Origin of the sequence: Aeromonas sp. 602200 (assembly GCF_049173895.1) — a bacterium.
Taxonomy (GTDB): Bacteria; Pseudomonadota; Gammaproteobacteria; order Enterobacterales; family Aeromonadaceae; genus Aeromonas; species Aeromonas veronii_A.
Genome location: NZ_JAAKSL010000005.1, coordinates 217,042 through 242,662, shown reverse-complemented (window position 1 = coordinate 242,662; position 25,621 = coordinate 217,042). Strand labels below are relative to the sequence as shown.

Genomic DNA, 25,621 nt, shown 5'->3' with positions numbered 1-25,621 from the left:
TGGTGCGCCCGAGAGGATTCGAACCTCTGACCACCTGGTTCGTAGCCAGGTACTCTATCCAGCTGAGCTACGGGCGCTCATAAATCGTTGTGTCGTTTTAAATGGTGCGCCCGAGAGGATTCGAACCTCTGACCACCTGGTTCGTAGCCAGGTACTCTATCCAGCTGAGCTACGGGCGCCCTGTTTTAAAACGATAAAAAAAGCTTACTTATCAGTAAGCCTTTTCCAAAGTGTCGACTTGCTAATGGTCAACACATGACTCTTGCTTGAGTCGTAATATGGTGCGCCCGAGAGGATTCGAACCTCTGACCACCTGGTTCGTAGCCAGGTACTCTATCCAGCTGAGCTACGGGCGCAAATGGCGGAGAAGGGGGGATTCGAACCCCCGATGCGGGTATAAGCCGCATACTCCCTTAGCAGGGGAGCGCCTTCAGCCTCTCGGCCACCTCTCCGTTTGCGGGGCTGATAATACTTCACAGGGATTTTTAGTCAAACACTTTTTTGGAGAAAAAAGTGCGTTCGCTCAGCATTTGGTCAAAGCGTGGAATATTCAAACAATATCGGCACTTATCCCGCAGTTTCGCGCCCTGCAGGGCAATTTCAGGGGGCCGGAAAAACAAAAGGCGACACATGAGGTGTCGCCTTGTCACAGCCATGAAAGTGGCTTAGAAGCCCGGTTGGCCCGGAACTTTCTCGGCCTGGATGCGCTGGTAGATCTCTTCGCGGTGTACGGAGACCTCTTTCGGCGCGTTAACACCGATACGGACCTGGTTGCCTTTAACGCCCAGTACGGTGACAGTTACTTCATCACCAATCATCAGGGTTTCCCCAACACGACGAGTCAAAATAAGCATTCGCTTGCTCCTGTATCCTGTTTTGTTTTTATATCGATATGCGACATTATCTAACAAAGATACCGATATGGTAAATGGTTGAAACTAAATCAATCAGAGATTGTTAGCCCAAGGGCTGCTCTTGCGGTGCCTGATCCAACCCGAAAGCCGCGTGCAGGGCTCGCACCGCCAACTCCAGATACTTCTCGTCAATCACCACAGAGATTTTGATTTCAGAGGTCGAGATCAACTGCATGTTGATCCCCTCCTCGCCCAATACCTTGAACATGGTGCGCGCAACACCGGGATGGTTCCACATGCCGACACCGACAATGGAAACCTTGGCAATTTCGCCATTTCCCTGCACGCAGGAGGCGCCAAGTTCGGTGGCGGTCTCCTCCAACAGAGCCCGGGCACGGCGATAGTCGTCACGATTCACCGTGAAGGTGAAGTCGGCGGTGCCATCTCCCAGGGTGTTCTGCACAATCATGTCGACATCAATGTTGGCGTCGCTGATCGGATTCAGGATCTGCGCGGCAACGGTTGGTCTGTCCGGCACGCCCAGAATGGTCAGGCTGGCCTCGTTGCGGTTAAAAGCGATCCCGGATACCAGGGGAGCTTCCATCCTATCACCTCCATATGTGATTAAGGTTCCCTCTCCATCGATAAAGCTCGACAGCACCCGCAGCGGGACGCGGTACTTGCCCGCAAACTCCACCGAGCGGATCTGCAGCACCTTGGCGCCGAGACTGGCCATCTCCAGCATCTCCTCGAAGGTGATGGTGTCGAGACGACGCGCCTTGGGCTCGATGCGCGGATCCGTGGTGTATACCCCATCCACATCGGTAAAGATCTGGCACTCATCGGCCTTGATGGCCGCCGCCACAGCAACCGCCGTGGTATCCGAACCGCCGCGGCCCAGCGTCGTGATGGCGTTATGCTCGTCACGGCCCTGGAAACCGGCGATCACCACCACCTTGCCCGCAGCCAGTTCGGCATGAACCAGCTCGGTGTCGATGTGGGTGATGCGCGCCTTGCCATAGGCGGAATCGGTATGAATCCGCACCTGATCACCGGTCATTGAGACCGCGGGACAACCGCGTTTGTTCAACGCGATCGCCAGCAGCGCTATGGTGACCTGCTCACCGGTGGAGACCAGTACATCCATCTCCCGCCGGTTGGCATCAGGATCCAGTTGCTGGGCCATGCCCAGCAGCCGGTTGGTTTCGCCCGACATGGCGGAGACAACCACCACCACGTCGTGTCCCTGGGCGCGGGTCTGCTCGACCCGCTCAGCTACCGCCTCGATCCGCTCCAGTGTGCCGACCGAGGTGCCGCCGTACTTCTGTACATAGAGTGCCACAGATCACCTCGCCCGATTACAGGCGCTCTTCCAGCCAGGAGTGAACGGATTGCAGCGCTGCCGGCACCGCCTCAGGCTGGGTACCACCCGCCTGTGCCATGTCCGGACGGCCACCGCCCTTGCCACCCACCTGCTGGGCAACCAGATTGACCAGCTCACCGGCCTTGACCTTGCCGGTCAGGTCGTTGGTGACGCCGGCGATCAGGTTGACCTTGCCGTCGGCACAGGTGGCCAGCAGTACAACACCGGACTTCATCTGGTTCTTCAGCTCGTCCAGCATGCCGCGCAGGGATTTCGGATCGGCCCCTTCCAGCGCTGCAACCAGCACCTTCTGACCGTTGATCTCGATCACCTGACCCAGCAGGTCGTTACCGGCCTGAGCGGCCAGCTTGGCCTTAAGCTGCTCCAGCTCGCGCTCCATCATCTTGGCCTTGTCCAGCATCTGGCGAACCTTGTCGGCGATGCAGAACTGGTCACCTTTCACCAGTGCAGCAGCCTCTTCGATCTGCTCGCCAACCTGATGCATGAAGTCGATGGCAGCTTTGCCGGTCACCGCTTCGATACGGCGCACGCCAGCAGCGATACCGCTCTCGGCGATGATCTTGAAGAAGCCGATATCACCGGTGCGCTTGGCGTGAGTACCGCCGCACAGCTCGGTGGAGTAATCGCCCATGCGCACCACGCGCACGTCGTCTTCATATTTTTCACCAAACAGCGCCATGGCACCGGCGGACTTGGCCGCTTCCAGATCCATCAGCTGGGTGGTGATTTCGTGGTTGGCGCGGATCTGGTTGTTGACCAGCTCCTCGACCCGGCGAATGGTCGCCATGGTCAGCCCCTCGAAGTGGGAGAAGTCGAAACGCATGCGCTCGGCCCCAACCAGAGAACCTTTCTGGGTGACATGCTCGCCCAGAGCCTGACGCAGGGCAGCGTGCAGCAGGTGAGTCACGGAGTGGTTCAGGGCGATGGCCTGACGACGGTCAGCGTCAACCACGGCTTCCACTTCGGCGCCCTTCTCCAGGGTGCCCAGCTCCATGTAACCCTTGTGGATGATCGCCTTGCCCGCTTTCAGGGTGTCGGTCACGGCAAAGATACCGTCGTCCACTTTCAGGGTACCGCTGTCGCCAATCTGGCCGCCGGATTCGGCGTAGAAGGGGGTCTCTTCCAGCACGATGACCGCTTCGTCACCGGCGATAAGACCGCTCACCTCTTCCACACCTTTGTAGATACCGACCACGCGGGTACGCTCGGTCAGAGTCTTGTAACCGGTGAAGGGGGTCTCGAAGTCGAGCTTGAGCATCTCGTTGTAGTTCACACCGAAGCTGGAGGCCTCTTTGGCGCGAGCACGCTGCTTCTCCATCTCGGCCTTGAAGCCCTCTTCGTCGATGCCGATCTCGCGCTCGCGCACCACGTCGGCAGTCAGGTCGGCCGGGAAGCCGTAAGTGTCATAGAGCTTGAACACCACTTCGCCCGGAATAACCTTGGCATCACCCAGGTTGGCCAGAGCGTCTTCCAGCAGCAGCAGACCGCGATCCAGGGTGCGGACAAACTGCTCTTCCTCGATACGCAGCACGCGCTCGACCAGCGGCAGCTGGGCGATCAGCTCGGCAGCGACATCCTTCATCTGCACTGCCAGCTCGGCAGCCAGTTTGTAGAAGAAGACATCGGTCGCGCCCAGCTTGCGACCGTGACGCACGGCGCGGCGGATGATGCGACGCAACACATAGCCACGACCTTCGTTGGACGGCATCACGCCATCTGCCACCAGGAAGGCGCAGGAGCGGATGTGGTCAGCGATGACGCGCAGGGACTGGTTGCTCAGATCGGTGGTGCCGACAATCTCGGCCGCTTTCTTGATCAGCGCCTGGAAGATGTCGATTTCGTAGTTGGAGTGGACACCCTGCATGATGGCGGAGATACGCTCCAGACCCATGCCGGTATCCACGGACGGACGCGGCAGCGGCTCCATGGTGCCGTCAGCCTGACGGTTGAACTGCATGAAGACCACGTTCCAGATCTCGATGAAACGGTCACCATCCTCTTCCGGTGAGCCGGGACGGCCACCCCAGATGTGATCGCCGTGGTCATAGAAGATCTCGGTGCAGGGACCGCACGGGCCGGTATCGCCCATCGCCCAGAAGTTGTCGGAAGCGTAAGGGGCACCCTTGTTGTCACCGATGCGCACAATGCGATCGGCCGGCACACCGACCTCTTTTTCCCAGATATCGAAAGCTTCATCGTCAGTCGCGTAAACGGTCACCAGCAGGCGATCTTTCGGCAGCTGCAGCACCTCGGTCAGGAAGCCCCATGCAAACTTGATGGCATCCTGTTTGAAGTAGTCACCGAAGCTGAAGTTGCCCAGCATTTCGAAGAAGGTATGGTGACGAGCGGTATAGCCGACGTTTTCCAGATCGTTGTGCTTACCACCGGCACGCACGCAACGCTGGGAAGTCGTCGCGCGATTGTAGGCACGCTTGTCTGCGCCAAGGAACACGTCCTTGAACTGGTTCATACCCGCGTTGGTAAACAACAGGGTCGGGTCGTTATGCGGTACCAGCGAGCTGGAGGAGACAACCTGGTGCCCCTGGGAACGGAAATACTCGAGAAACGCAGCGCGAATCTCTGACGTGGACATATACATGGAAAATCCTGCTTGATTCGAATACGGACTTTTAACCGCATTAATGTAAGTTTTCTGCGGGGTAAAGTAAAACAGACAGGGCCGCCACGGGCGAAAAAGCGCACATAAGCGGGCCAGATAAGAGCGCCGCTGCCCACAGTGGCTTTTTTCACTGTCGAGAGGCAAAAAAGCAGCGCATAAAGAGGGATGAGATGAACAAAAGGCCGCTTTTTCGGGATTGTGCGCGCAAGCTACTGAGCGAGCAGGAAAAACCTGCCACAAGGAGAGGTGAAACGACGTTTGCCACGCAGTGGCGTTACTCCTCCCGCTCCTGCAGGGCCGAGATGGCATAACGGGCCTGATCCTGGGTAAAGCCGCGCCCCAGCAGATACTTGAGCCACTTCATCCGCAGCTTGAAATCGGCCAGATCGACAATTTTTGCCCGTCGCTCCAGCAGTTCGAAGGCAAGCTCGAACCAGTCCAGCTCCGGCTGATCGAAGGCGGCATCAATCTGCATATCGTCGAGCCCCTTGCGGCGCAGATCGAAGCGGATCTTGATGGGGCCATGCCCCTTGGCGGCACCGGCCCGTACTGCCATACCGCCGTAACGCTCGTCATTGACCCAGTTGTAACCGCGGCAGTGGTCGACCACCACCTCGATCACCTCTTCATTGAAGCCCTGCTGGCGCAGGCGTCTAGCCAGCTCTGACTCGGCACTCTCGCGACGGGCCAGACTGCGCATGGCAAAGGCGCGGGCGGCGGCAAGCTGCTCGGCAAAGGTCGGCTCGGCAGGTTCGACCGGTTCGGTAACGGATTCATCAACCATCACAAATAACAAGGCCGGGTATCTACCCGGCCTTCCTTTGTTCCTTATTCGAACTCTTGTTCGCTTTCGGCATCGAACTCTTCTGCCTCAACCGGTGCAGCCTTGTCATCGACTGGCACGGCACCGGAGAGCAGCAGCTCGCGCAGGCGGGCTTCCACTTCGCCAGCCATCACCTTGTTCTCGGCGAACAGCTTCATCACGTTGGCCTTGCCCTGGCCGATCTTCTCGCCGTTGTAGCTGTACCAGGCGCCGGCCTTGTCGATCAGCTTGTGCTTGACACCGAGATCCACCAGCTCGCCCTCTTTGGAGATACCGGCACCGTAGAAGATCTGGAATTCAGCCTGCTTGAAGGGCGGGGCAACCTTGTTCTTGACCACTTTAACGCGGGTCTCGTTACCGACCACTTCGTCACCTTCCTTGATGGCGCCGATACGACGGATATCCAGACGCACTGAGGCGTAGAACTTGAGCGCGTTACCACCAGTGGTGGTCTCCGGGCTACCGAACATGACGCCGATCTTCATCCGGATCTGGTTGATGAAGATGCACAGGCAGTTGGCGTTCTTGATGTTGGCAGTCAGCTTGCGCAGCGCCTGGGACATCAGACGGGCCTGCAGACCAACGTGGGAGTCACCCATCTCCCCTTCGATTTCCGCTTTCGGCGTCAGGGCCGCCACGGAGTCGACGATGATGACGTCAACCGCGTTGGAGCGAACCAGCATGTCGCAGATCTCCAGCGCCTGTTCGCCGGTATCCGGCTGGGAGATCAGCAGGTCGTCGACGTTGACGCCCAGCTTGGCAGCATAGATAGGGTCGAGGGCGTGTTCCGCATCGACGAAGGCACAGGTTTTGCCTTTCTTCTGGGCTTCCGCGATCACCTGCAGGGTCAGCGTGGTTTTACCGGAAGATTCCGGGCCGTAGATTTCGACGATACGGCCACACGGCAGACCGCCAATGCCCAGCGCCACGTCCAGCGAGAGGGAACCGGTAGAGATGGCTTCGATATCCATGGTCTTGCTGTCGCCCAGACGCATGATGGAACCTTTGCCGAACTGCTTTTCAATCTGACCCAGCGCAGCCGCCAGTGCCTTCTGTTTGTTCTGATCCATGCCAATCTCCGCTGGAAATCGTGAGTAAGAAGTGAAGTTGGGCTAAGTATACTGTCTATTCATACAGTATCAAGCCCAATTTATCTGAGCAGGGCCAACAGACCCGACAAGGCCTGTCTCACCGCCTGCTGGCGCACCTGTCGGCGATCCCCGTCGAAGCGGGCGAGCAGGGAGTGGTGACGACCGTTGCGGTCGGCCCAGGCGAACCAGACGGTGCCGACCGGCTTGCCCTCGGTGGCGCCGCCGGGGCCGGCGATGCCGCTGATAGCAACGCTGATGGAGGCAGACGAGTGAGCCAGCGCGCCGCGGGCCATCTCCAGCACCACAGCCTCGCTCACTGCACCGTGCTGTTCAAGGCTCTCGCTGCTCACCCCCAACATCTGCTGCTTGGCCTCGTTGGTGTAGGTGACAAAACCACGATCGAACCAGCCGGAGCTACCTGCGATGTCGGTAATAGCCGTAGCCACCCCGCCGCCGGTACAGGATTCGGCGGTCGCAGCCAGCCAGCCCCGCTGACCGAGGGCCCGTCCCAGCTCGATGGCAAGGTGCTCTATCTCTGCATCCAGTTTCATCACGACTCCTTCTGATCCGCTCAAGAGGCACATTATGCGATCCCGCTAGCGCCGCCCGCAACCACGGCAGACCGCCCTTGCCTGCCGCAATGTGAGGTGCCGCACCGGCGTCATGCCTCAATAGCGCAGAGCAGCTGCGCCCGGAACACCCGCTCCCCCGCCGCGGCGCTTATGTGTAGAATGGCGTCATCAAGCTCAAGGCTCATCACCGCAGACACTGGCCCGCAGAGGCCCCTTCTGGAACAGAACATGACCGCACAACACCAAGCCAGCGGCGCCACAAGCTCCGCTCCCGGCGCCAATCTGAGCGCCCACACGCCCATGATGCAGCAGTACCTTGGCCTCAAGGCCGAGAACCCGGAGATCCTGCTGTTCTACCGGATGGGCGACTTCTACGAGCTGTTCTATGACGATGCCCGCAAGGCCTCCCAGCTGCTCGATATCTCCCTGACCAAACGTGGCCAGTCGGCGGGCAGCCCCATCCCGATGGCGGGGGTGCCCTATCACGCCATCGAGGGTTATCTGGCCAAGCTGGTACAGCTCGGCGAGTCGGCCGCCATCTGCGAACAGGTGGGGGATCCCGCCACCAGCAAGGGGCCGGTGGAACGCAAGGTTATTCGCATCATCACCCCGGGGACCGTCTCCGACGAGGCTTTGCTCAGCGAGCGACAGGACAACCTGATCGCCGCCGTCTATCACGATGGCCGCCGCTTCGGCTATGGCACCATGGACATCGGCTCCGGCCGCTTCTTCATCAACCAGTTCGAGAAAGAAGAGACCCTGCTGGCTGAGCTGCAGCGCACCAATCCGGCCGAGCTGCTCTACCCGGAATCCTTCGAGTTCCTGCACCATATCGAGGGTCGCCGCGGCCTGCGTCGTCGCCCGGAGTGGGAGTTTGAGCTGGGCACCGCACGCAAGCTGCTCTGCCAGCAGTTCGGCACCCAGGATCTGGTGGGATTTGGCGTCGACAAAAGCGAGACCGCCCTGTGCGCCGCTGGCTGCCTGATGCAGTACGTCAAGGACACCCAGCGCACCGCCCTGCCCCACATCCGCAACGTACGCCTTGAACAGCCGGATCATGCGGTCATCATGGATGCCGCCACCCGCCGCAATCTGGAGCTGACCCAGAATCTGGCCGGTGGCTATGAAAATACCCTGGCCGAGGTGCTGGATCGCACCGCCACTCCCATGGGCAGCCGCCTGCTCAAGCGCTGGATCCACCAGCCGATCCGCGATCGGGTGATCCTGAAAGGTCGCCAGAGCACCATCAAGGAGCTCATCGAGCAAAACCTCTACGACGAGTTGGGCAACCTGCTGCGTCAGGTGGGGGATGTGGAGCGGGTGCTGGCGCGTCTCGCCCTGCGCTCGGCCCGCCCGCGCGACCTCACCCGCCTGCGTCAGGCTTTCGCCCAGTTGCCCGAATTGCAACGCCTGCTGGCGGACAACGAGCACGAAGCGGTGCAACAACTGGCCGAGCGGGCCAGCACCTTCCCCGAGCTGCTCGACCTGCTGGAGCGCGCGGTGATGGAAGTGCCGCCGGTGCTGATCCGCGATGGTGGCGTCATCCGTGACGGCTTCAATCAGGAGCTGGACGAGCTACGGGATCTCGCCAACGGTGCCACCGCCAGCCTCGCCCGCATCGAGGAGCGGGAAAAACTGCTGACCGGCATCAACACCCTCAAGGTGGGTTACAACAAGGTGCACGGCTTCTATATCGAGGTGAGCCGGGCCAACAGCCATCTGGTGCCGGCCCACTACATCCGCCGCCAGACCCTCAAGAACAACGAACGCTACATCATCGATGAGCTGAAGAAGTACGAGGACAAGGTACTCACCGCCCAGTCCCAGGCGCTGGCGCTGGAAAAACGCCTCTACGAAGAGCTGCTCGATGCCCTGCTGCCCCACCTCGGCGATCTGCAGGATTCCGCCGCCGCACTGGCGGAGCTGGACGTGCTGGCCAACCTGGCCGAGCGGGCCGAGACCCTCGACTATCGCTGCCCGACCCTCATCGATGAGGATCAGATCCTGATCGAGGCGGGCCGCCATCCGGTGGTTGAGCAGGTAATGACAGATCCCTTTATCGCCAACCCCATCCGGCTGGAGCGGGAGCGGCGGATGCTGATCATCACGGGTCCCAACATGGGCGGTAAATCGACCTACATGCGCCAGACCGCGCTGATCGTGCTACTGGCCCATATCGGCGCCTTCGTGCCGGCCGACAGCGCCCGCATCGGCCCCATCGACCGCATCTTCACCCGCATCGGGGCATCGGACGATCTCGCCTCCGGCCGCTCCACCTTTATGGTGGAGATGACCGAGACCGCCAACATCCTCAACAACGCCACCGCCCGCAGTCTGGTGCTGATGGACGAAATTGGCCGCGGCACCAGCACCTACGACGGCCTCTCGCTGGCGTGGGCCTGTGCCGAACAGCTGGCGAGCAAGATTGGCGCCTACACCCTGTTCGCTACCCACTACTTCGAGCTGACCCGCCTGCCCGAGCTGATGAGCGGGCTGGCCAACGTCCATCTCGATGCGGTGGAGCACGGCGACACCATTGCCTTTATGCACGCGGTGCAGGAAGGGGCGGCCAGCCGCTCCTACGGCCTGCAAGTAGCGGCACTGGCGGGGGTACCCAAATCGGTGATCCAGCAGGCCCGTCACAAACTGCATGAGCTGGAGAGCGCCACTCCGGCCGCCGCCGGTGAAAGCCGCCCGGCTCCGGTGACCCTCGCCCCGCAGCCTCATCCGGTGGTGGAAGAGCTGGAAGCAGTGCGCCCGGACGAGCTCACCCCGCGCCAGGCACTGGACCTGCTCTATCGCCTCAAGCAGATGCTGTGAACAACCGCTGCGGCTCAGGTATGAAACAACTGGCCTGACGCTGTCATCATCAACAAAAGAGCCGCCCATCGGGCGGCTCTTTGCATCGTCTTTTTATAGAACCGTCAATCTATACTGGGCGCTGCCGCGATATGGGTCGCCTCTGACTGGTGGTCACCCTCCTTGATCCAGGCATCCAGCAAGGTATAAGCCACAGCCAGCACCACGGGGCCGATAAACAGACCGATGATCCCCATCGCCAGCAGGCCGCCGATAACCCCCACCAGAATGAGAATGAGGGGCAGATTGGCACCGCGTTTGATCAGGAAGGGACGCAGGAAGTTGTCCATTGTGCCGGCGATCAGCGACCAGACCAGCAGGAAGGTGCCCCAGGTAGTATCACCGCTCCAGTAGAGATAACCGACACAGGAGATCAGCACCGGAAAGGGACCTATCTGGGCGACGATGAGCAGGAACATTACCACCACCAGAACCATGGTGTAGGGGATGCCAGCGATCCACAGCCCCACCCCGGCCACCGAGGATTGCACCAGCGCAGTAACCACCACCCCCATGGCCACGGCGCGGATCGCCTGGGAAGCCAGCACGGTCGCATTGTCACCGCGATCCCCGGCCAGCCGGTGGGCAAAGCGGCGAATGCCGGTCGCCACCACTTCACCGGAGTGATAGAGCAGACCACAGATACCGACCGTCAGCAGGAAGTGGACCAGCAGCATGCCCAGATTACCGGCCTGAGCAGCCAGCCAGCGCGCCGTCTGACCGAAGTAGGGCGCCAGCTTGGCAAACAGCACCTGACCACCGCTCGCCAGAATTTGCTGCCAGAAGTCATAGAGCTTGCCGCCCACCAGCGGGATCTGCTGCAACCAGAGCAGCTCGGGCGGAGGCGACTGGCTGATATTGGTCCCCAGTTCGATCAGCATGGGGGCTTTCTCCGCCACATTGGCCAGTGTCATAAAGAGCGGAATGACAAACATCAGCAATAGCACCAGGCTCATAAAGAGAGCGGCCAGCGCACGCTTGCCCCACAGCAACCGCTGCACCATCAACATCAGTGGCCAGGTAGCGATGGTGATCATGGTGGCCCACACCAGTGCGGGCAGGAAGGGGCGCAGCACCATAAAGCAGGAGATGATCAGGAGGCTGAGAAACAGCACCCCCAAGGTTATCTTGGCCAAATCCACTTTTTTCATATTCATAGAGTTCCCCTTGCAGGGCGTCCGCCCCTGGGTCGTGAGTCTTGTTTCAAGAGAGAGAGTATCCACCAGAGGCCGACGCTCAACCAGAGCCCCAGCCCGAAAAAGAGCACAAACTGTCCAAGCAGTATGATCAACGAGCTACTGGTCAGCAGCGGCAACAGCCACAGGCCGGCACCGATCAGCAAGCAGCCCGCCAGCACAACGCCCCCTGTAAGCAGCGGGGGATAACCAGCTCGAACGAGGGCCGCATTTCCCCCGAGCCAGAGGCCCAGCGCTACCAGCCCGATACCGGTCAGATGGGCCGATTGGGTCAGTCCCCCGAGCGCCAGCGCCGCGGCAATCAGCAGCAACCAGCCTGCCACAAGCCCATCCGTACGCCAGCAGGGACGAGCAGCCAGCAGTATGGCGCCCATCAGCAGCCCCGCCACTACGTCAGAGATAAAGTGTGCCCCAAGCCAGACCCGCGCCAGACCGGTGGTAAGGGCCAGCAGCAGCGCCAGCGAGTAGGCCTGTCCGCGCCGGGCAGGCCAGAGCCAGCCAAGCAGCGCGCCCCAGAACAGCAGGGCCGATGCGGTGTGACCGCTCGGCATGCCAAAGCCCTGGGCACTGTGAGTCGCCAGTTCAGGTTGCAGATGGAAGGGACGCGGCCAGCCGATCCCCTCCTTGCTCGCCTGCACCAGCAAGCCGAGCCAGAGCATGGCGAACAGCAGCTGGCGCAGTCGCGGCCACCCCAGCAGCGGGAGCAGCAAAGGTATCAGGGCAAGCTGAAAGCCGCCTGAACCAAACAGATTGCTGACCGACAGCCACCAGACATCGGGCCCCAGCCACTGTTGCAGCCGCAGCATCAGCGGGATCTCGGCCTGATGCAGCGCATTGCCCTGCGCCACAAAATCGGCCTGCCAGCGCACCTCGCTCTCGGGCACCTTATCCAGTCGGGATTGCAGCCAGTCGAGCTGCTCCGGGAAGCGGCGCTGTGCGCGGGGGAGCTTGTCCACCGCGATCAAGCGGGCGTTGAGGATCTCGCCACCCAGATTGGGGGCCTGCAGCAGCGAGACAAAATCGGAATCTTGCTGGGCGACGATAGGCTCAAGAGTGCGACAGGCAAAGACCTGCGCTTTCTGCCAGCGGCCAAGATCCGCGACGACTTCGCCGCGCAGACCGGTCTCTTCATACAGCTCGCGCAGCGCCGCCTGCTCGGGGCTCTCGCCGCCATCGATATAGCCACCGCTCAGGCTGTAGCGGGAGGAGATGCGATCCTGCACCAGCAGCAGTTGATCCTGATGGCGGATGGCGCAGGCGGCTGCCGTTGGGCCAGCCGGTTCGGCACTCAGGGCTGGCAGAGCGGCAAACAACGCCAGCAACAGTAAAAAGAGGGTTCTCGACATCAATTTGCTTTCCCTATGCACAATGGCGACAAGCCTCCCAGAAATCAGATAGTTGGGCAATGGTGGCGGCCGGATCGCCGTCGTTCCCGCCGCAATGGAGGTGCACGGAAGATTGCGATGAAGCAGGGCACTCCCTACTATTGGCGGCTATCTTCAATTTCATGCAGCAAACGCTGGAGCCCTCCATGAGACAGTTCGGCTTTTTCCTCGGCATCGCCATCGGTGTCATTTTGATCCTGTTCGGCAGCATCGTCATCTTCCAGGCGCTCCCTGCCGCACTGGATGTGCTGGAGATGCCAAGCCGCATCCCGTTCGTGCGCGAGGTCTACACCTGGCTGATGACCAGCGCCAACGGCCTGACCGCCCAGCTGGAGCAGAACTTCCTAGAAGCCTTCCAGACCGTGCTCAAGCTGATCCTGCTCATCACCTTCATGTGGGTCTGCGTCAAGCTGGTCAACATGGGGGTGCTGATTATCCGCGCCGGGGTTGATCTGATCCGCACCGCCATCGCCCACAGCGAAGGGCCGCACGACCAGAAGAAGCCGGATCAGCACGATCACTTCTGACTCTGACATGGTCGATGGATGTGAACACTGCCGCCCCCAACCGGGGCGGCAGTGTTATATGCGCGGTATGAAGGCCCTTCCCAGCCCCCATGAATACCCGATAAAGCAGCGGCTTTCCCTTGTGAATCAGCAAACTGCCCATATGTTGCATCACCTTGACATGGTTTGCGCCCCGCGCAGCGGCTGCCCGGTTTCTATCCCGACCCCGTGCTCTGGTATAATCGACCACCTCTTTTCCCCGTTATGGAGCCTGTTCATGCCCAATCATGCAGAAAGTGCCCTCGAGGTTCGTCTCGACAAGTGGTTGTGGGCGGCCCGTTTCTACAAGACCCGCTCCATTGCGCGGGATCAGATAGACGGGGGCAAGGTGCACTACAATGGTCAGCGCAGCAAACCGGGCAAACAGGTGGAAGTGGGTGCACTGATCCGCTTCTGGCAGGGGCAGGACGAACGCGAAGTGCGGGTGCTGGCCTTGAGCGAGCAGCGCAAATCGGCCCCGCTGGCCCAGCAGCTCTATGAAGAGACCGCCGAGAGCCTGAAAAAACGGGCCGAGAACAGCGAGGCGCGCCGCTTCAACAGCCAGTTTGCCCCCAGCCCCGAGCGCCGCCCCGACAAGCAGGAGCGACGCCAGTTGCTCAAGGTCAAACAGTACTGACCGACCCCGATTTGATACCGGGCTGGCATCAACTCCAGCCCGCCCGATTTACCTCACCGAAAAGCCAGGAATACATGATGAGCAACCAAGATCTGCTGTATCGCTATCTGTTTGAAGAGTACGAAGTGCGTGGCGAGCTGGTCCAGCTGGATCACACCTACCGCCACGTGGTGGAAGCCCAGAACTACCCGGTGCAGGTGCAAAAACTGCTGGGCGAGCTGCTGGTCGCCACCAGCCTGCTGACCGCCACCCTCAAGTTTGAAGGCTCCATCACAGTGCAACTGCAGGGCGATGGCCCGGTGCGTCTGGCCGTGATCAACGGTGACAACAACCAGCAGCTGCGCGGCGTGGCCCGCTATGAAGGCGAGCTGCCGAGCGATGGCAAGCTGCAGAGCCTGATTGGCAACGGCCAGCTGATCATCACCATCACCCCGGAGCAGGGCGAGCGCTATCAGGGCATCATCGCGCTGGACGCCGACACTCTGGCGGGCTGCCTGGAGCACTACTTTGCCCGCTCCGAACAGCTGGCCACCAAGCTGTGGATCCGCACTGGTTACCACGAGGGCGAACCGCGCGCCGCCGGCATCATGCTGCAGGAGCTGCCCGCCCAGAGCGAGGATCACAGCAACGATTTCGATCACCTGACCCAGCTCACCAGCACCATCAAGGATGAAGAGCTGTTCGGCCTGCAGGCAGAAGAGATCCTCTACCGTCTCTACCATCAGGACAAGGTGCGGGTGTTCGATCCGCAGGCGGTCGAGTTCCGCTGCACCTGCTCCCGCGAGCGCTGCGAAGGGGCCCTGCTGCAGATAGAAAAGGAAGAGGTCATGGAGATGGTGCAGGAGCTCGGCAAGATCGACATGCACTGTGATTATTGCGGCGCCCAGTACCAATTTAATGGGATCGATGTCGAAACCCTGTTCAGCAGGGCTCCCGGCAATGATGCAAACCAGTTACACTAATTAAAGGCGGGCAAAACCCGCCTTTAACTTTAATAACAAAAAAATACCCTATTTTATAAAGTTTGATGGCGATCGCTAAACTCTACCACCTAAGTGATAGGATGACCGTCAGATAGAACCCTACCAACCTCTGAACCCAGGAGAATACAATGACAATCGTGGCAGAACCCACCCTGGCCCAACAATTAGGACTGGACCAGTACGGCATCAAAAACAGCCAAGAAATCGTTCGCAACCCCTCTTACGAGCAGCTTTTCGCGGAAGAGACACGCCCTGACCTGGAAGGGTTCGAGCGCGGTGTGGTGACCGAGCTGGGCGCCGTCAACGTAAACACCGGTATCTTCACCGGTCGCTCCCCGAAAGATAAATATATCGTCAAAGATGCCACTACCCAGGATACTGTGTGGTGGTCTGACCAGGGTAAAAACGATAACAAAGCGATTACCCCGGAAGTGTGGTCACATCTGAAAGGGCTGGTCACCAAACAGCTCTCCGGCAAGCGCCTGTTTGTGGTCGACGGTTTCTGCGGTGCCAACCCGGATACCCGCCTGGCCGTACGCATCATCACCGAGGTAGCCTGGCAGGCACACTTCGTGAAAAACATGTTCATCCGCCCGAGCGATGAAGAGCTGAAAACCTTCAAGCCTGACTTCGTGGTGATGAACGGTGCCAAGTGCACCAACCCGAACTGGAAGGAGCAGGGTCTCAACTCCGAGAACTTTGTTGCCTTCAACATGACCGAGAAAATGCAGCTCATCGGTGGCACCTGGTACGGTGGCGAGATGAAGAAGGGCATGTTCTCCATGATGAACTACTTCCTGCCCCTGCGCGGCATTGCCTCCATGCACTGTTCCGCCAACGTGGGTCAGGACGGCGACGTTGCCATCTTCTTCGGCCTCTCCGGCACCGGCAAGACCACCCTATCCACCGATCCGAAGCGCCAGCTGATCGGCGATGACGAGCACGGCTGGGATGACCACGGCGTGTTCAACTTCGAAGGGGGCTGCTACGCCAAGACCATCAAGCTCTCCGAAGAGGCCGAGCCGGATATCTACCACGCCATCCGCCGCGATGCGCTGCTGGAGAACGTGACCGTTGCTGCCGATGGCACCATCGACTTCGATGATGGCTCCAAGACCGAGAACACCCGCGTTTCCTACCCCATCTATCACATCGACAACATCGTCAAGCCGGTCTCCAAGGCTGGTCACGCCACCAAGGTGATCTTCCTGACTGCCGACGCCTTCGGCGTGCTGCCCCCGGTCTCCAAGCTGACCAAGGAGCAGACCAAGTACCACTTCCTGTCTGGCTTCACCGCCAAACTGGCCGGTACCGAGCGCGGCATCACAGAGCCGACCCCGACCTTCTCCTCCTGCTTCGGCGCAGCCTTCCTCTCCCTGCATCCGACCAAGTACGGTCAGGAGCTGGTAAAACGGATGGAAGCGGCAGGTGCAGAGGCCTATCTGGTCAACACCGGCTGGAACGGCACCGGCAAGCGCATCTCCATCAAGGATACCCGCGCCATCATCGATGCCATCCTGGATGGCTCCATCGAGAAGGCCGAGACCAAGGTGCTGCCGATCTTCAATCTGGAGATCCCGACCGCGCTGCACGATGTGAACCCGGCGATCCTCGACCCGCGCGACACTTACGCCGACAAGGCCGAGTGGGATGCCAAGGCCGTCGATCTGGCAGGGCGCTTCATCAAGAACTTCGAGCGCTTCACCGATAACGATGAAGGCAAACGTCTGGTTGCGGCAGGCCCGCAGCTGTAACAGGCTCGCTTCGTATCAGTGACATCATGCCGGTCAGCCACGCTGACCGGCATTTTTGTTTTTGTGGAGCCCCGAACGCCGCCATCGCCCCCGTTAAAGGGGCCAAAACCTTGCCTTTGCCTGTTGTGACAGGTTAGATTCAGCCAAACTTTATACAATATACAATTCTGTAACGCCCAATCGTGACCCGACCATGACCCCACCCTACAAGACCCGAACCCAGATGGTGATGGAAAACCTCCGTGGCCGGATCCTCCGTGGGGAGTTCCCCGCTGGCGCCCCCTTGCGTCAGGATGCCATTGCCAAAGAGCTGGCAGTGAGCCGCATTCCGGTGCGCGAAGCCCTGATGCAGCTGGAAGCGCAGGGGCTGGTGAAGTTCGAAGCCCATCGCGGCGCCGTGGTCACCATGCTGGACGCCTCGGCCATTGAAGAGCTCTTTTATTTGCGAGCGCTGCTGGAAGCCGATACCCTGTTTCACGCCGTCGACAAGATGACGGAAGCCACCTTCGCGCAAGCGGAGGCGATCCTCGCCCAGTTTGATCACGCCCTGGAGTCAGGCACCCAGATCGAACATTGGGCCGAGTTGAACCACAGCTTTCACGCCACCCTCTATCAGGCAGCCGGTCGCCCCCAGGCACTTGAACTGATCGCCCAGATCAATCTGAGCTGTGACCGCTATGTCCGCTTCGAGCTGCTGTTTGCCAGCGACGGCGTGGACAAGGCGGAGCGTGAACACGCCCAATTGCTGGAACTGTGCCGCGCCCGGCGCAAGCACGAGGCGGTGGTGCTGCTCAGGCAGCATATCGAAGCGGCGGGTCAGTCGATCAAGCGGATCCTGGCCAGCGGCCATAAAAACTGAACACTCATATAGCAACCATCTGGCACTAACGACATGAATAATTTCGAGATAATTGAAACCCGCGTCGCCCAAGTCAGGGCCGAGCTGGCCATGCAGGAGTTGGACGCCTTTATCGTCCCCCACGATGATGAGCACCTCGGCGAGTACATCCCCGCCTACGCCGAGCGGCTTGACTGGATCACCGGTTTCAACGGCTCTGCCGGCGTCGCCATCATCATGGCCCAGCGGGCAGCCCTCTTTGTCGATGGTCGCTATACGGTGCAGGCGCGGATGCAAACCCCCGCCGAACTGTTCGAATTCCTCCACCTCATTGAAAATCCCCATGTGCAGTGGCTGGCCGAGCAGCTGCCGTCAGGCTCCCGGGTTGGCTTCGATGCCCGTCTGCACAGCCTGACCTGGTACAAGAATGCCAAGGCCATGCTGGCCGACCGCGGTATCGAGCTGATCCGCGTCGAGCAGAACCCCATCGACCTGAACTGGAGCGATCGCCCGGAGCCGACCAAGAGCCCGGTCATCCTCTACAGCGAGGAGCTGGCGGGCCAGTCCAGCCAGTCCAAACGTGAACAGCTGGCGGCCGACCTGCGCAAGCGCGGGCTGGATGCCGTGCTGCTGACCCAGGCCGAGCCCATCAACTGGCTGCTCAACCTGCGCGGCCGCGACATCGACCGGCTGCCGGTGGTGCTGGGCTTTGCGGTGCTCTACGCCAACACCAGCATGGATTTCTTCGTCGATACCGACAAAATTGACTGCTTCGCCTTCACCCAACACGTGGGGCAGGATGTCTCCGTCTACCCCATCGACAAGCTGGGCGACGTGTTGCAGCGCATCGGTGAAGATCAGCAGAAGGTGCTGGCCGATCCGGACAGCGCCAACGCCTGGACCCAGCTCGTCATGGAAGAGGCGGGCGCCATTCTGGTGGCAGGGCAAGACCCCACCATGCTGCCGAAAGCGTGCAAGAACGAGATCGAGCTGACCGGCATGCGTGCCGCTCACCTGCGCGATGGCGTGGCCATGACCCGCTTCCTCGCCTGGCTGGATCGGCTGGTTGCCTCCGGCGAGTTCGAGGGAGTGGATGAAGGCACCCTGGCCGATCAGGTGGAAGCGTTCCGCCGCGAGCAGGAGCACTACGTCGAGCCGAGCTTCGACACCATCTCGGCACTCGGCCCCAACGCCGCCATGTGCCACTACCACCACACCAACGGCACTCCCCGTGCGTTTGGTCAGGACAGCCTCTATCTGCTGGACTCCGGTGGCCAATACATGGATGGCACCACCGACATCACCCGCACCATCAAGGTGGGTGAGGTGAGCGACGAGCAGAAAGCGATGTTTACCCGCGTATTGCAGGGCCATATCGCGCTGGATCAGGCCCGCTTCCCCCGCGGCACCGCCGGTATCCAGCTCGACGTGCTGGCCCGCATGCCGCTGTGGCAAGCCGGTTACAACTACGACCACGGCACCGGCCACGGCGTCGGCCACTTCCTGAGTGTCCACGAAGGGCCCCAGCGCATCGCGCCGAAAGGGAGCATGGTCGCCCTGCAACCGGGCATGGTGCTCTCCAACGAGCCGGGCTACTACCGTGAAGATGGCTTCGGCATCCGTTGCGAGAACCTGGTAGTCGTGACCGAGCTGGAACAGGTTGGCGAGCTGCCAATGCTGGGCTTCGAGCGTCTGACCTATGTACCGTTCGATACCCGCCTGATCGACCGCAGCCTGCTGAGCCCGGCCGAATTCCGCTGGATCAACGAATACCACGCCGAGGTGTTCCGCCGCCTGAGCCCGCTGCTCGAGGGCGAGGATCTCGCCTGGCTGGAGCAGGCAACCAGCCTCATCTGATGACACAGGGCCTGCGGGCCCTGTTTTTTATCCCCCCTTTTGACCTGTATCAACACCCAAAGCGAGCAGGTCAGGAGAATGGCGGCCATGAAAAGTCATCATGCCAGCCCAGCCCGGGGCTCACACGCCGCAGCCAGCAAAAAGGCGAGTGACCATCCCAGACTCATGCGCGAGCAGCAGACGGTCAGCGCCATGATCCGCCTCTACTGCCAGCACCATCATCAGGATCCCCATTGCCGCCACTGTCGCCAATTGCGGGATTTCGCCCATCAGCGCCTACGTCGCTGCCGTTATGGCCACGGCCACAAACCCACCTGCGCCAACTGCAATATCCACTGCTACGCCCCGGCGATGCGCAAACAGATCCAGCAGGTGATGAAGTGGAGCGGCCCGCGCATGTTGCTGCGCCACCCCTGGCTCACCCTCCGCCACCTGCTCGACGGCTTGCGCAAGGCTCCCAAACTACCCCAGAGCCGCCCCCTGCCGCCATAACCGCCAATCCCTTGCATCCGGCAGGGGATGACCACTACCCTATGACTCCTTTTTTGCCGTTGACCCCAAGGTCAGCGGCGTTGCCGATCCGTTTGCTGCCAATGGAGTCCTGATGCACCACAACCCGCCCCTGCTACGCACCGCCACCCACAATGACATGCACGCCATCTGGCAGATCGATGCCAAGGTGTTTGGCGAAGATGTCTATCCCGCCTTCTTCTTCCGTCAGGCGATGGATTTGTGGCCCGAGTTGTTGCTGGTGGCCGAATACGAGGGGCAGCTGGTGGGGTATGTACTGGGGGGCTTTGGTCAGGAGCGGTCGCAAGGCTGGGTGCTCTCGCTGGCGGTGCTGCCCGAGGCGCGCGGTTTTGGTCTGGCCGAGCGAATGATGCGCCAGATGGAGGCCAACCAGCAGGCGCTGCAGATCAGCGAACTGCGGCTCACGGTCGATCCGGCCAATCCGGCCCAGCGCCTCTACTACCGGCTCGGTTACACATTGCAGGCGGAAATAGCCGACTATTTCGGCCCCGGAGAAGACCGTCTGCTGCTGGTTAAAACCCTCTCCGGTACAGCTGCGATTCAAGGACAAAACCGGTTACAGAACGCATAATTGGTTACATTTTGCCGATTTCATGTGTGACGGGGTTGGAGTAAAGTTCACTCATCAACCGGATTGTTCAAATTACGTGCAGCCCAGGAGGCCCACCATGTTGAAGCGTATGACCCTTATTGCCCTGCTGGCAGCTACCACCATCACCGGATGCGCCAACAGTGACGTTTACTCTGGCGATGTTTACACCAAAGACCGCGCCAAACAGGTGCAGACCGTCAGCTACGGCACCATCATCTCTACCCGCCCGGTCAAGATCCAAGCCGATGAGAACTCCCTGATTGGCACCATTGGCGGCGCAGTTGTCGGCGGCCTGCTGGGCAGCACAGTCGGTGGCGGCACCGGACGCGACATCGCAGCCGCAGGCGGCGCCATCGCCGGTGCAGCGGCAGGCAACGCCATCGGCAACAAGATGAATCAGGTCGACGGCGTCGAGCTGGAGATCAAGAAAGAGAACGGCGAAGCCATCGTGGTCGTGCAGAAAGCCAGCCCCACCTTCACCCCTGGCGCCCGTGTACGCATGACCCAGGGCAATGGCAGCATCAACGTGGCCGTCGTGAACTAAGCGTGTGAACTCAGGCTTTGCAGCTTTAGAGTCATAAAAAAACCGCCGGAACCGGCGGTTTTTTGTTGTCTGGCATTCGGGATTACATGCTGTAGGCCTTCTCGCCGTGCGTGGTCACATCCAGCCCTTCCCGCTCGGCATCGCCGTTCACCCGCAGACCCACCACCAGGTCAACCAGCTTGAAGGAGATCGCTGCCACGGCACCGGACCAGAGGATGGTCACGCCAACCCCGATGGCCTGGATCTTCACTTGTCCAAGGATGGAGTAACCCTCGGCCACCTGATTGGTGACATAGTCCCACACCCCGGTGCCGCCCAGATCCGGGCTGGCAAAGACGCCGGTCAGCAGGGCGCCGAGAATGCCGCACACCCCGTGTACGCCAAACACGTCCAGACTGTCATCGGCACCCAGCAGGCGCTTGAGACCGTGGACACCCCACAGACCCGCCACGCCACTGATAAGGCCCATCACCAGACCACCGCCCACACCGACGAAACCCGCTGCCGGGGTAATCACCACCAGACCGGACACCGCACCAGAGGCGGCCCCCAGCAGGGAGGGACGTCCCTTCATCACCCACTCGGCCAGCGTCCATGAGAGAGCTGCCGCAGCCGGCGCCACCCAGGTGTTGATAAAGGCAAGTGCGGCGATACCGTTGGCTTCCAGCGCGGAGCCCGCGTTGAAACCGAACCAGCCGAACCAGAGCAGGGAGGCGCCGATCATGGTCATGGTCAGGCTGTGGGGGGTCATGGGATCACGACCGTAGCCCAGACGCTTGCCCACCAGATAGGCACCCACCAGACCCGCCACGGCGGCGTTGATATGCACCACTGTGCCGCCGGCAAAGTCCAGCGCACCATGCTGGAACAGATAACCGGCAGTTGCGGTCGCTGTGGCCGCAGCCTCGGCGCTGGTATAGGCATCCGGACCCGCCCAGTACCACACCATATGAGCCAGCGGGATATAGGCGAAGGTGAACCAGATCACCGAGAAGAGCAGCACGGCAGCAAACTTGATGCGCTCGGCAAACGCCCCCACGATAAGGCCGCAGGTGATGGCGGCAAAGGCCCCCTGGAACACCACATAGATCAGCTCGCTGATCCCGACCCCCTTGCTGAAGGTGGCAGCGATGGAGTCAGGGGTCACCCCCTTGAGCAGCACCTTGCTGAAGGAGCCGTAGAAATTGCCCCCTTCGGTAAAGGCCAGCGAATAGCCGTAGATCACCCAGAGCACGCAGATGAGGCAGAACAGGGTAAAGACCTGCATCAGCACGCTCAGCATGTTTTTGGCCCGCACCAGACCACCGTAGAAGAGGGCCAGACCGGGGATCGACATCAGGATCACCAGCGCCGCCGAGAGCAGCATCCAGGTGTTGTCACCCTTGTTGATTGTCATGGCGGCAACCGGCGCCACCGCTGCCTGTACCTGAGCGACCTCTTCGGCCCAACTTGGGGTAACCAGCAAGGCAGGCAACATCGTCAGACCCGCCATCATCCATTTTTTGACCATAGAGCACTCTCCTTCCCTGTCGTACCGGTACAAGACCGGCTCCGTTTCCCTGATTGAATCTGTGGCGAATCGCAAGGTGTTGCTGCAACCCGCCAGAATCACACCCGCGCCCTGCACGGGGATGCCTCTTGCCACTTCCTCATCACTGCGTCTGCCGTCGATGACCGCAAGAGACCGTCTGACATGTAAAAAGCATAAAGCGGGCCACAAATTTAAATCCTTTTAAATCATTGCATTAGTAAGATCACGCATCATCAATGCACCAATTTGGCGCATGAGCTGCGCTAACCTGTCCAGGGTCGCCCTGTCACAGGGCAGGCGATACTTCACGCACCAGAAGTGCGCAAACCCTGAGCCAGCCCACAAGCTGACGTCATCGATATCGCGCGCTGCGGGCCCGCTCGTTTACACTGACAGACCAGCAGTTTCCTGTTATCCGACCACGGCATGCCATTACACAGCCCCTTGTTTGCAACCTGATGGCAGGCCCAATCCGAGGAACACCATGCAGTTCGATCGTCTCGACATCAGCCTCTCCCACTACCGTCACCTCGACCGGGAGCATCGCGCCCACATCGCGCTGCTGGGGATAGTGATGCTGGCCATCATGGTCCTTCATCTGTTGCTGCTGCCCCACTTCCCCTACGAGCGCTTTTACGCCGTCAGCTTTGGCTTCGAGGTGATCAACTGGCTCACCATGCTGTTCCTGTTCTGGGTGGTACAGTGCGCCCACCTGCCCACCCATACCTACCGCATGCTCTCCTGCGGTCTGATGTTGTGGATCATGGGGGCCACCGCCGACATCATGGATGAGCTGGTGGCGCAGCCACTCTGGCTCGCCATCTATGCCGAGGATCTGCTGAGATCCAGCGGCATCCTGCTCAGCAGCATCGGCATCCTGAGCACCATGCACCACCTCTTCCACATCAATACCCAGCTCAGACAACAGGCACTGTTCGATGATCTGACCCGGCTGCCAAACCGGCGCTACTTTCATCAGCAACTGTTTCTGGAGCAGGGGATTTGCCACGCCCTCATCCTGCTGGATCTCGATCACTTCAAGGTGATCAATGACAACTACGGCCACGATATCGGGGATCGGGTGTTGCAGCAGTTTGGCGAGCTGTTGCAACAGCACTGCCCGCCCGGTGCGCTGGCGGCCCGTGTCGGGGGTGAAGAGTTTGCCCTGCTGCTGCCCATCGCCCACGAAGCCGAGCTGCAGCAACTGGCCAACACCCTGCTCACTGCGACCCGCACCATAGCACCCGACCCGGCCCATACCATGACGGTCAGCCTGGGAGTGGGGATCCGCGGGCCCAAGGAGCCGGCAGTCTCGCTGTTCAAACGGGTGGATCAGGCGCTTTATGGCGCCAAGGAGGCGGGCAGAAATTGCGCGGTATGGGCGACGCCGACTAATAAAGAGGCGTGAAGAGCTACCGCTTGATTGCCGATCACGGCGAAACATTGCTGCTGAAACAGGGGCCCAAGGGCCCCTGTTTCATAGGGCAAATCCCCTCGCCTAAAAGCGGAAGGTAAGACCGATATTGGCCTGCCATTGGGTTACCAGCTCCCCGCGCACCTTGAACACGCACTGCTCCGGGTTGCAAAGAAACTGGTTGTTGTCGTTGACCAGCGAACCATAACCGCGCACCTCGGCCCGCAGGGCCAGATGCTCGGCGAGGCGCGGTTGCACCCCGAGCGCCAGCGACATGGAAGGGGTCACCTCGCTGTCGTAAGCGGCAAAGCGGGTCACCCCGATTCCGGCGCCGATGTAGGGCGCCATCAGGTTGTCAGAGAGGGTCAGAGCACCGGCAAAGTGCAGGATGTCCACCGTCAGGCGATCCGGCTGGTCGGGAGAGAGGGTGGTGGACTGATGGCTGTAGAGCAGCTCGATCATGCCCGGATCATCCACCTCCTTGCTGATAAAGAGACCCCAACTGCCGGAGCCCTGCCCCTGCAGTGAATCGAGCGAGGCCGAGCGCGAGACCGGCTGCACCACCTCGTCACTCTTCTCGAAGTCGATGGCTGAGCTGTAGCCGAAAAACGGCGTCACCTGCCAACCGGATGTGGTTGCTGCCTCACTACTCCAGACCTGCCCGAGTGGCAGCAACAACCCCATCATCGCTATCCCGGCTCTCTTCATCATCCCCTGCTCCCTGTGTGATTGTGCAGAAAGCATACCAGAGGCATCCTGCGCTCATCCTAAATGGCAGCTGTACCGGTTCACTTTCATGGGGGGGATCACACTCATCGATGGCGCGGCAAAGCAGTACCATTGTGGCCTTGCCGTACTCCCCGCCACCATTCATCGACGGTTAACCTCTGCCACGTATGCTGGCGCCAAATCGGGTCATCGGAGCCCGTTATCACCACTCAGAAGGACATCAGGGAATGGTTGCCGCGCAACTCAACGACCCCAAAACAACCCTCGCGGATACCCTGCGGGCCACCGCGCATGCCATCGACGAGAGCCATATCAGCCTGCGCCAGATGCTGGAGCTGGTGGGCGAGCAGGGCATGCTGCTGTTTTGCGTGCTGCTCACCGTCCCCTTCCTGCTACCGGTCTCCATTCCCGGGGTCAGCACCCCGTTTGGTCTGCTGATCCTCTTTATCGGCATCGGCATCACCCTCAACCGGGTGCCCTGGCTGCCCGCCATCCTGATGGAACGCCGCTTCGCCGCCGACCAGCTCAAGCCGACCCTGCACAAGGGTGCGGATCTGCTGGCCCGTGTCGATCGCGTTATCCGCCCGCGCCTGCTGGTGCTGACCGGCAGCAGCACGGTCAACCGCTGCAACGGTCTGCTGATCATGCTGGCCGCCCTGCTGCTGATGCTACCCCTGGGCGCCATCCCCTTCACCAATGCCATGCCCGCCTGGGCCATCCTGCTGCTCTGCACCGGCATGTTGCAGCGGGACGGTCTGTTCGTTGCCAGCGGCTATCTGCTGGTAAGTGCAACCCTGGTCTGGTTCAGCGTGCTGGCCATCGGCTTGCTGATGGCGGGCCAGAGCGCCACCGGCCTGCTCGGCTAACCCCGATGCACAGAAA

22 protein-coding genes and 4 tRNA genes are annotated in these 25,621 nt (G+C 60.6%); 12 read left to right on the top strand and 14 right to left on the bottom strand.

What is annotated here, in order from left to right:
• The 10 genes from G5221_RS09175 to pncC form a co-directional block, all read right to left on the bottom strand.
• Nucleotides 1-77, bottom strand: a tRNA-Arg gene (locus G5221_RS09175).
• A 25-nt stretch (nucleotides 78-102) separates the two neighbouring features.
• Nucleotides 103-179: transfer RNA gene (locus G5221_RS09170), tRNA-Arg, on the bottom strand.
• A gap of 100 nt (nucleotides 180-279) precedes the next feature.
• Nucleotides 280-356: transfer RNA gene (locus tag G5221_RS09165), tRNA-Arg, on the bottom strand.
• A gap of 3 nt (nucleotides 357-359) precedes the next feature.
• Nucleotides 360-452 (bottom strand) — tRNA-Ser (locus G5221_RS09160).
• Nucleotides 453-665: 213 nt separating this feature from the next.
• Nucleotides 666-854, bottom strand: a complete 189-nt coding sequence (gene csrA / locus G5221_RS09155; RefSeq protein WP_005336053.1) for a carbon storage regulator CsrA — start codon at nucleotides 852-854, stop codon at nucleotides 666-668.
• Between the two features lie 103 nt (nucleotides 855-957).
• Nucleotides 958-2,196: an aspartate kinase gene (locus tag G5221_RS09150; protein WP_005336054.1), complete on the bottom strand. Its 1,239-nt coding sequence runs from the start codon at nucleotides 2,194-2,196 to the stop codon at nucleotides 958-960.
• Nucleotides 2,197-2,212: 16 nt separating this feature from the next.
• The gene (gene alaS, locus G5221_RS09145) at nucleotides 2,213-4,837 is read right to left on the bottom strand and encodes an alanine--tRNA ligase (protein WP_005336056.1); all 2,625 of its coding nucleotides are present in this window, start codon (nucleotides 4,835-4,837) and stop codon (nucleotides 2,213-2,215) included.
• A 295-nt stretch (nucleotides 4,838-5,132) separates the two neighbouring features.
• Entirely contained in the window at nucleotides 5,133-5,642 is a 510-nt protein-coding gene (locus G5221_RS09140; RefSeq protein WP_421263131.1) for a regulatory protein RecX, read from the bottom strand.
• Nucleotides 5,643-5,686: 44 nt separating this feature from the next.
• Nucleotides 5,687-6,751 carry a recombinase RecA gene (gene recA, locus G5221_RS09135; protein ID WP_040068994.1) on the bottom strand — a complete coding sequence of 355 codons (1,065 nt, stop codon included), beginning with the start codon at nucleotides 6,749-6,751 and terminating at the stop codon, nucleotides 5,687-5,689.
• Between the two features lie 80 nt (nucleotides 6,752-6,831).
• Nucleotides 6,832-7,323, bottom strand: coding sequence for a nicotinamide-nucleotide amidase (gene pncC, locus G5221_RS09130; RefSeq protein ID WP_005348742.1), 492 nt, complete (start codon nucleotides 7,321-7,323; stop codon nucleotides 6,832-6,834).
• Nucleotides 7,324-7,572: 249 nt separating this feature from the next.
• On the opposite strand from pncC, the gene mutS reads away from it, so the two are divergent.
• Nucleotides 7,573-10,164 (top strand): DNA mismatch repair protein MutS, encoded by a 2,592-nt coding sequence (mutS, locus tag G5221_RS09125; RefSeq protein ID WP_421263130.1) that lies wholly within the window; start codon nucleotides 7,573-7,575, stop codon nucleotides 10,162-10,164.
• Between the two features lie 104 nt (nucleotides 10,165-10,268).
• Here mutS and ydiK read toward each other — a convergent pair whose 3' ends face one another.
• Nucleotides 10,269-11,360: an AI-2E family transporter YdiK gene (ydiK, locus tag G5221_RS09120; protein WP_216952793.1), complete on the bottom strand. Its 1,092-nt coding sequence runs from the start codon at nucleotides 11,358-11,360 to the stop codon at nucleotides 10,269-10,271.
• Nucleotides 11,357-12,745: a bifunctional NUDIX hydrolase/phosphatase PAP2 family protein gene (locus G5221_RS09115; protein WP_216979586.1), complete on the bottom strand. Its 1,389-nt coding sequence runs from the start codon at nucleotides 12,743-12,745 to the stop codon at nucleotides 11,357-11,359. Before G5221_RS09115 ends, ydiK begins: the two co-directional genes overlap by 4 nt.
• Nucleotides 12,746-12,930: 185 nt before the next feature.
• Here G5221_RS09115 and G5221_RS09110 point away from each other — a divergent pair, with 185 nt between their 5' ends.
• From G5221_RS09110 to G5221_RS09070, 9 genes are all read left to right on the top strand, one after another.
• Nucleotides 12,931-13,311: a hypothetical protein gene (locus G5221_RS09110; protein WP_005340143.1), complete on the top strand. Its 381-nt coding sequence runs from the start codon at nucleotides 12,931-12,933 to the stop codon at nucleotides 13,309-13,311.
• A gap of 256 nt (nucleotides 13,312-13,567) precedes the next feature.
• Nucleotides 13,568-13,966, top strand: a complete 399-nt coding sequence (gene hslR, locus G5221_RS09105) for a ribosome-associated heat shock protein Hsp15 (RefSeq protein ID WP_005340141.1) — start codon at nucleotides 13,568-13,570, stop codon at nucleotides 13,964-13,966.
• Between the two features lie 77 nt (nucleotides 13,967-14,043).
• Entirely contained in the window at nucleotides 14,044-14,928 is an 885-nt protein-coding gene (hslO, locus tag G5221_RS09100) for an Hsp33 family molecular chaperone HslO (RefSeq protein ID WP_019445177.1), read from the top strand.
• Nucleotides 14,929-15,077: 149 nt separating this feature from the next.
• The gene (gene pckA / locus G5221_RS09095) at nucleotides 15,078-16,703 is read left to right on the top strand and encodes a phosphoenolpyruvate carboxykinase (ATP) (protein ID WP_005340139.1); all 1,626 of its coding nucleotides are present in this window, start codon (nucleotides 15,078-15,080) and stop codon (nucleotides 16,701-16,703) included.
• A 193-nt stretch (nucleotides 16,704-16,896) separates the two neighbouring features.
• Nucleotides 16,897-17,562: a GntR family transcriptional regulator gene (locus tag G5221_RS09090; protein ID WP_005340138.1), complete on the top strand. Its 666-nt coding sequence runs from the start codon at nucleotides 16,897-16,899 to the stop codon at nucleotides 17,560-17,562.
• 33 nt (nucleotides 17,563-17,595) lie between these two features.
• Nucleotides 17,596-19,398, top strand: coding sequence for an aminopeptidase P family protein (locus tag G5221_RS09085; protein WP_159158088.1), 1,803 nt, complete (start codon nucleotides 17,596-17,598; stop codon nucleotides 19,396-19,398).
• A gap of 87 nt (nucleotides 19,399-19,485) precedes the next feature.
• Entirely contained in the window at nucleotides 19,486-19,890 is a 405-nt protein-coding gene (locus G5221_RS09080) for a nitrous oxide-stimulated promoter family protein (RefSeq protein ID WP_005356534.1), read from the top strand.
• 112 nt (nucleotides 19,891-20,002) lie between these two features.
• Nucleotides 20,003-20,500, top strand: coding sequence for a GNAT family N-acetyltransferase (locus G5221_RS09075; RefSeq protein WP_021231619.1), 498 nt, complete (start codon nucleotides 20,003-20,005; stop codon nucleotides 20,498-20,500).
• 97 nt (nucleotides 20,501-20,597) lie between these two features.
• A complete protein-coding gene (locus tag G5221_RS09070; protein WP_005340126.1) occupies nucleotides 20,598-21,065 on the top strand; it encodes a glycine zipper 2TM domain-containing protein in 468 nt (155 codons plus the stop codon).
• 82 nt (nucleotides 21,066-21,147) lie between these two features.
• Here the strand turns inward: G5221_RS09070 and amt are convergent, their stop codons facing one another.
• A complete protein-coding gene (amt, locus tag G5221_RS09065) occupies nucleotides 21,148-22,575 on the bottom strand; it encodes an ammonium transporter (protein WP_139428948.1) in 1,428 nt (475 codons plus the stop codon).
• 505 nt (nucleotides 22,576-23,080) lie between these two features.
• Between amt and G5221_RS09060 the strand changes: the two genes are divergently transcribed.
• Nucleotides 23,081-24,004: a GGDEF domain-containing protein gene (locus G5221_RS09060; protein WP_421263129.1), complete on the top strand. Its 924-nt coding sequence runs from the start codon at nucleotides 23,081-23,083 to the stop codon at nucleotides 24,002-24,004.
• A 90-nt stretch (nucleotides 24,005-24,094) separates the two neighbouring features.
• Here the strand turns inward: G5221_RS09060 and G5221_RS09055 are convergent, their stop codons facing one another.
• The gene (locus tag G5221_RS09055; RefSeq protein ID WP_159159217.1) at nucleotides 24,095-24,718 is read right to left on the bottom strand and encodes an outer membrane beta-barrel protein; all 624 of its coding nucleotides are present in this window, start codon (nucleotides 24,716-24,718) and stop codon (nucleotides 24,095-24,097) included.
• Between the two features lie 248 nt (nucleotides 24,719-24,966).
• On the opposite strand from G5221_RS09055, the gene G5221_RS09050 reads away from it, so the two are divergent.
• Nucleotides 24,967-25,605, top strand: coding sequence for an exopolysaccharide biosynthesis protein (locus G5221_RS09050; RefSeq protein WP_201298789.1), 639 nt, complete (start codon nucleotides 24,967-24,969; stop codon nucleotides 25,603-25,605).
• The last annotated feature ends 16 nt before the right edge of the window (nucleotides 25,606-25,621 follow it).

What these genes read in the sequence shown, in the direction of transcription:
- ydiK (WP_216952793.1), bottom strand. Translation starts at nt 11,360, where the DNA reads ATGAATATGAAAAAAGTGGATTTGGCCAAGATAACCTTGGGGGTGCTG.
- G5221_RS09085 (WP_159158088.1), top strand. Translation starts at nt 17,596, where the DNA reads ATGAATAATTTCGAGATAATTGAAACCCGCGTCGCCCAAGTCAGGGCC.
- hslO (WP_019445177.1), top strand. Translation starts at nt 14,044, where the DNA reads ATGAGCAACCAAGATCTGCTGTATCGCTATCTGTTTGAAGAGTACGAA.
- G5221_RS09060 (WP_421263129.1), top strand. Translation starts at nt 23,081, where the DNA reads ATGCAGTTCGATCGTCTCGACATCAGCCTCTCCCACTACCGTCACCTC.
- G5221_RS09070 (WP_005340126.1), top strand. Translation starts at nt 20,598, where the DNA reads ATGTTGAAGCGTATGACCCTTATTGCCCTGCTGGCAGCTACCACCATC.
- G5221_RS09055 (WP_159159217.1), bottom strand. Translation starts at nt 24,718, where the DNA reads ATGAAGAGAGCCGGGATAGCGATGATGGGGTTGTTGCTGCCACTCGGG.
- G5221_RS09080 (WP_005356534.1), top strand. Translation starts at nt 19,486, where the DNA reads ATGAAAAGTCATCATGCCAGCCCAGCCCGGGGCTCACACGCCGCAGCC.
- hslR (WP_005340141.1), top strand. Translation starts at nt 13,568, where the DNA reads ATGCCCAATCATGCAGAAAGTGCCCTCGAGGTTCGTCTCGACAAGTGG.
- G5221_RS09140 (WP_421263131.1), bottom strand. Translation starts at nt 5,642, where the DNA reads ATGGTTGATGAATCCGTTACCGAACCGGTCGAACCTGCCGAGCCGACC.
- G5221_RS09110 (WP_005340143.1), top strand. Translation starts at nt 12,931, where the DNA reads ATGAGACAGTTCGGCTTTTTCCTCGGCATCGCCATCGGTGTCATTTTG.
- pncC (WP_005348742.1), bottom strand. Translation starts at nt 7,323, where the DNA reads ATGAAACTGGATGCAGAGATAGAGCACCTTGCCATCGAGCTGGGACGG.
- recA (WP_040068994.1), bottom strand. Translation starts at nt 6,751, where the DNA reads ATGGATCAGAACAAACAGAAGGCACTGGCGGCTGCGCTGGGTCAGATT.
- csrA (WP_005336053.1), bottom strand. Translation starts at nt 854, where the DNA reads ATGCTTATTTTGACTCGTCGTGTTGGGGAAACCCTGATGATTGGTGAT.
- alaS (WP_005336056.1), bottom strand. Translation starts at nt 4,837, where the DNA reads ATGTATATGTCCACGTCAGAGATTCGCGCTGCGTTTCTCGAGTATTTC.
- G5221_RS09075 (WP_021231619.1), top strand. Translation starts at nt 20,003, where the DNA reads ATGCACCACAACCCGCCCCTGCTACGCACCGCCACCCACAATGACATG.
- G5221_RS09090 (WP_005340138.1), top strand. Translation starts at nt 16,897, where the DNA reads ATGACCCCACCCTACAAGACCCGAACCCAGATGGTGATGGAAAACCTC.
- amt (WP_139428948.1), bottom strand. Translation starts at nt 22,575, where the DNA reads ATGGTCAAAAAATGGATGATGGCGGGTCTGACGATGTTGCCTGCCTTG.
- G5221_RS09050 (WP_201298789.1), top strand. Translation starts at nt 24,967, where the DNA reads ATGGTTGCCGCGCAACTCAACGACCCCAAAACAACCCTCGCGGATACC.
- mutS (WP_421263130.1), top strand. Translation starts at nt 7,573, where the DNA reads ATGACCGCACAACACCAAGCCAGCGGCGCCACAAGCTCCGCTCCCGGC.
- G5221_RS09115 (WP_216979586.1), bottom strand. Translation starts at nt 12,745, where the DNA reads ATGTCGAGAACCCTCTTTTTACTGTTGCTGGCGTTGTTTGCCGCTCTG.
- pckA (WP_005340139.1), top strand. Translation starts at nt 15,078, where the DNA reads ATGACAATCGTGGCAGAACCCACCCTGGCCCAACAATTAGGACTGGAC.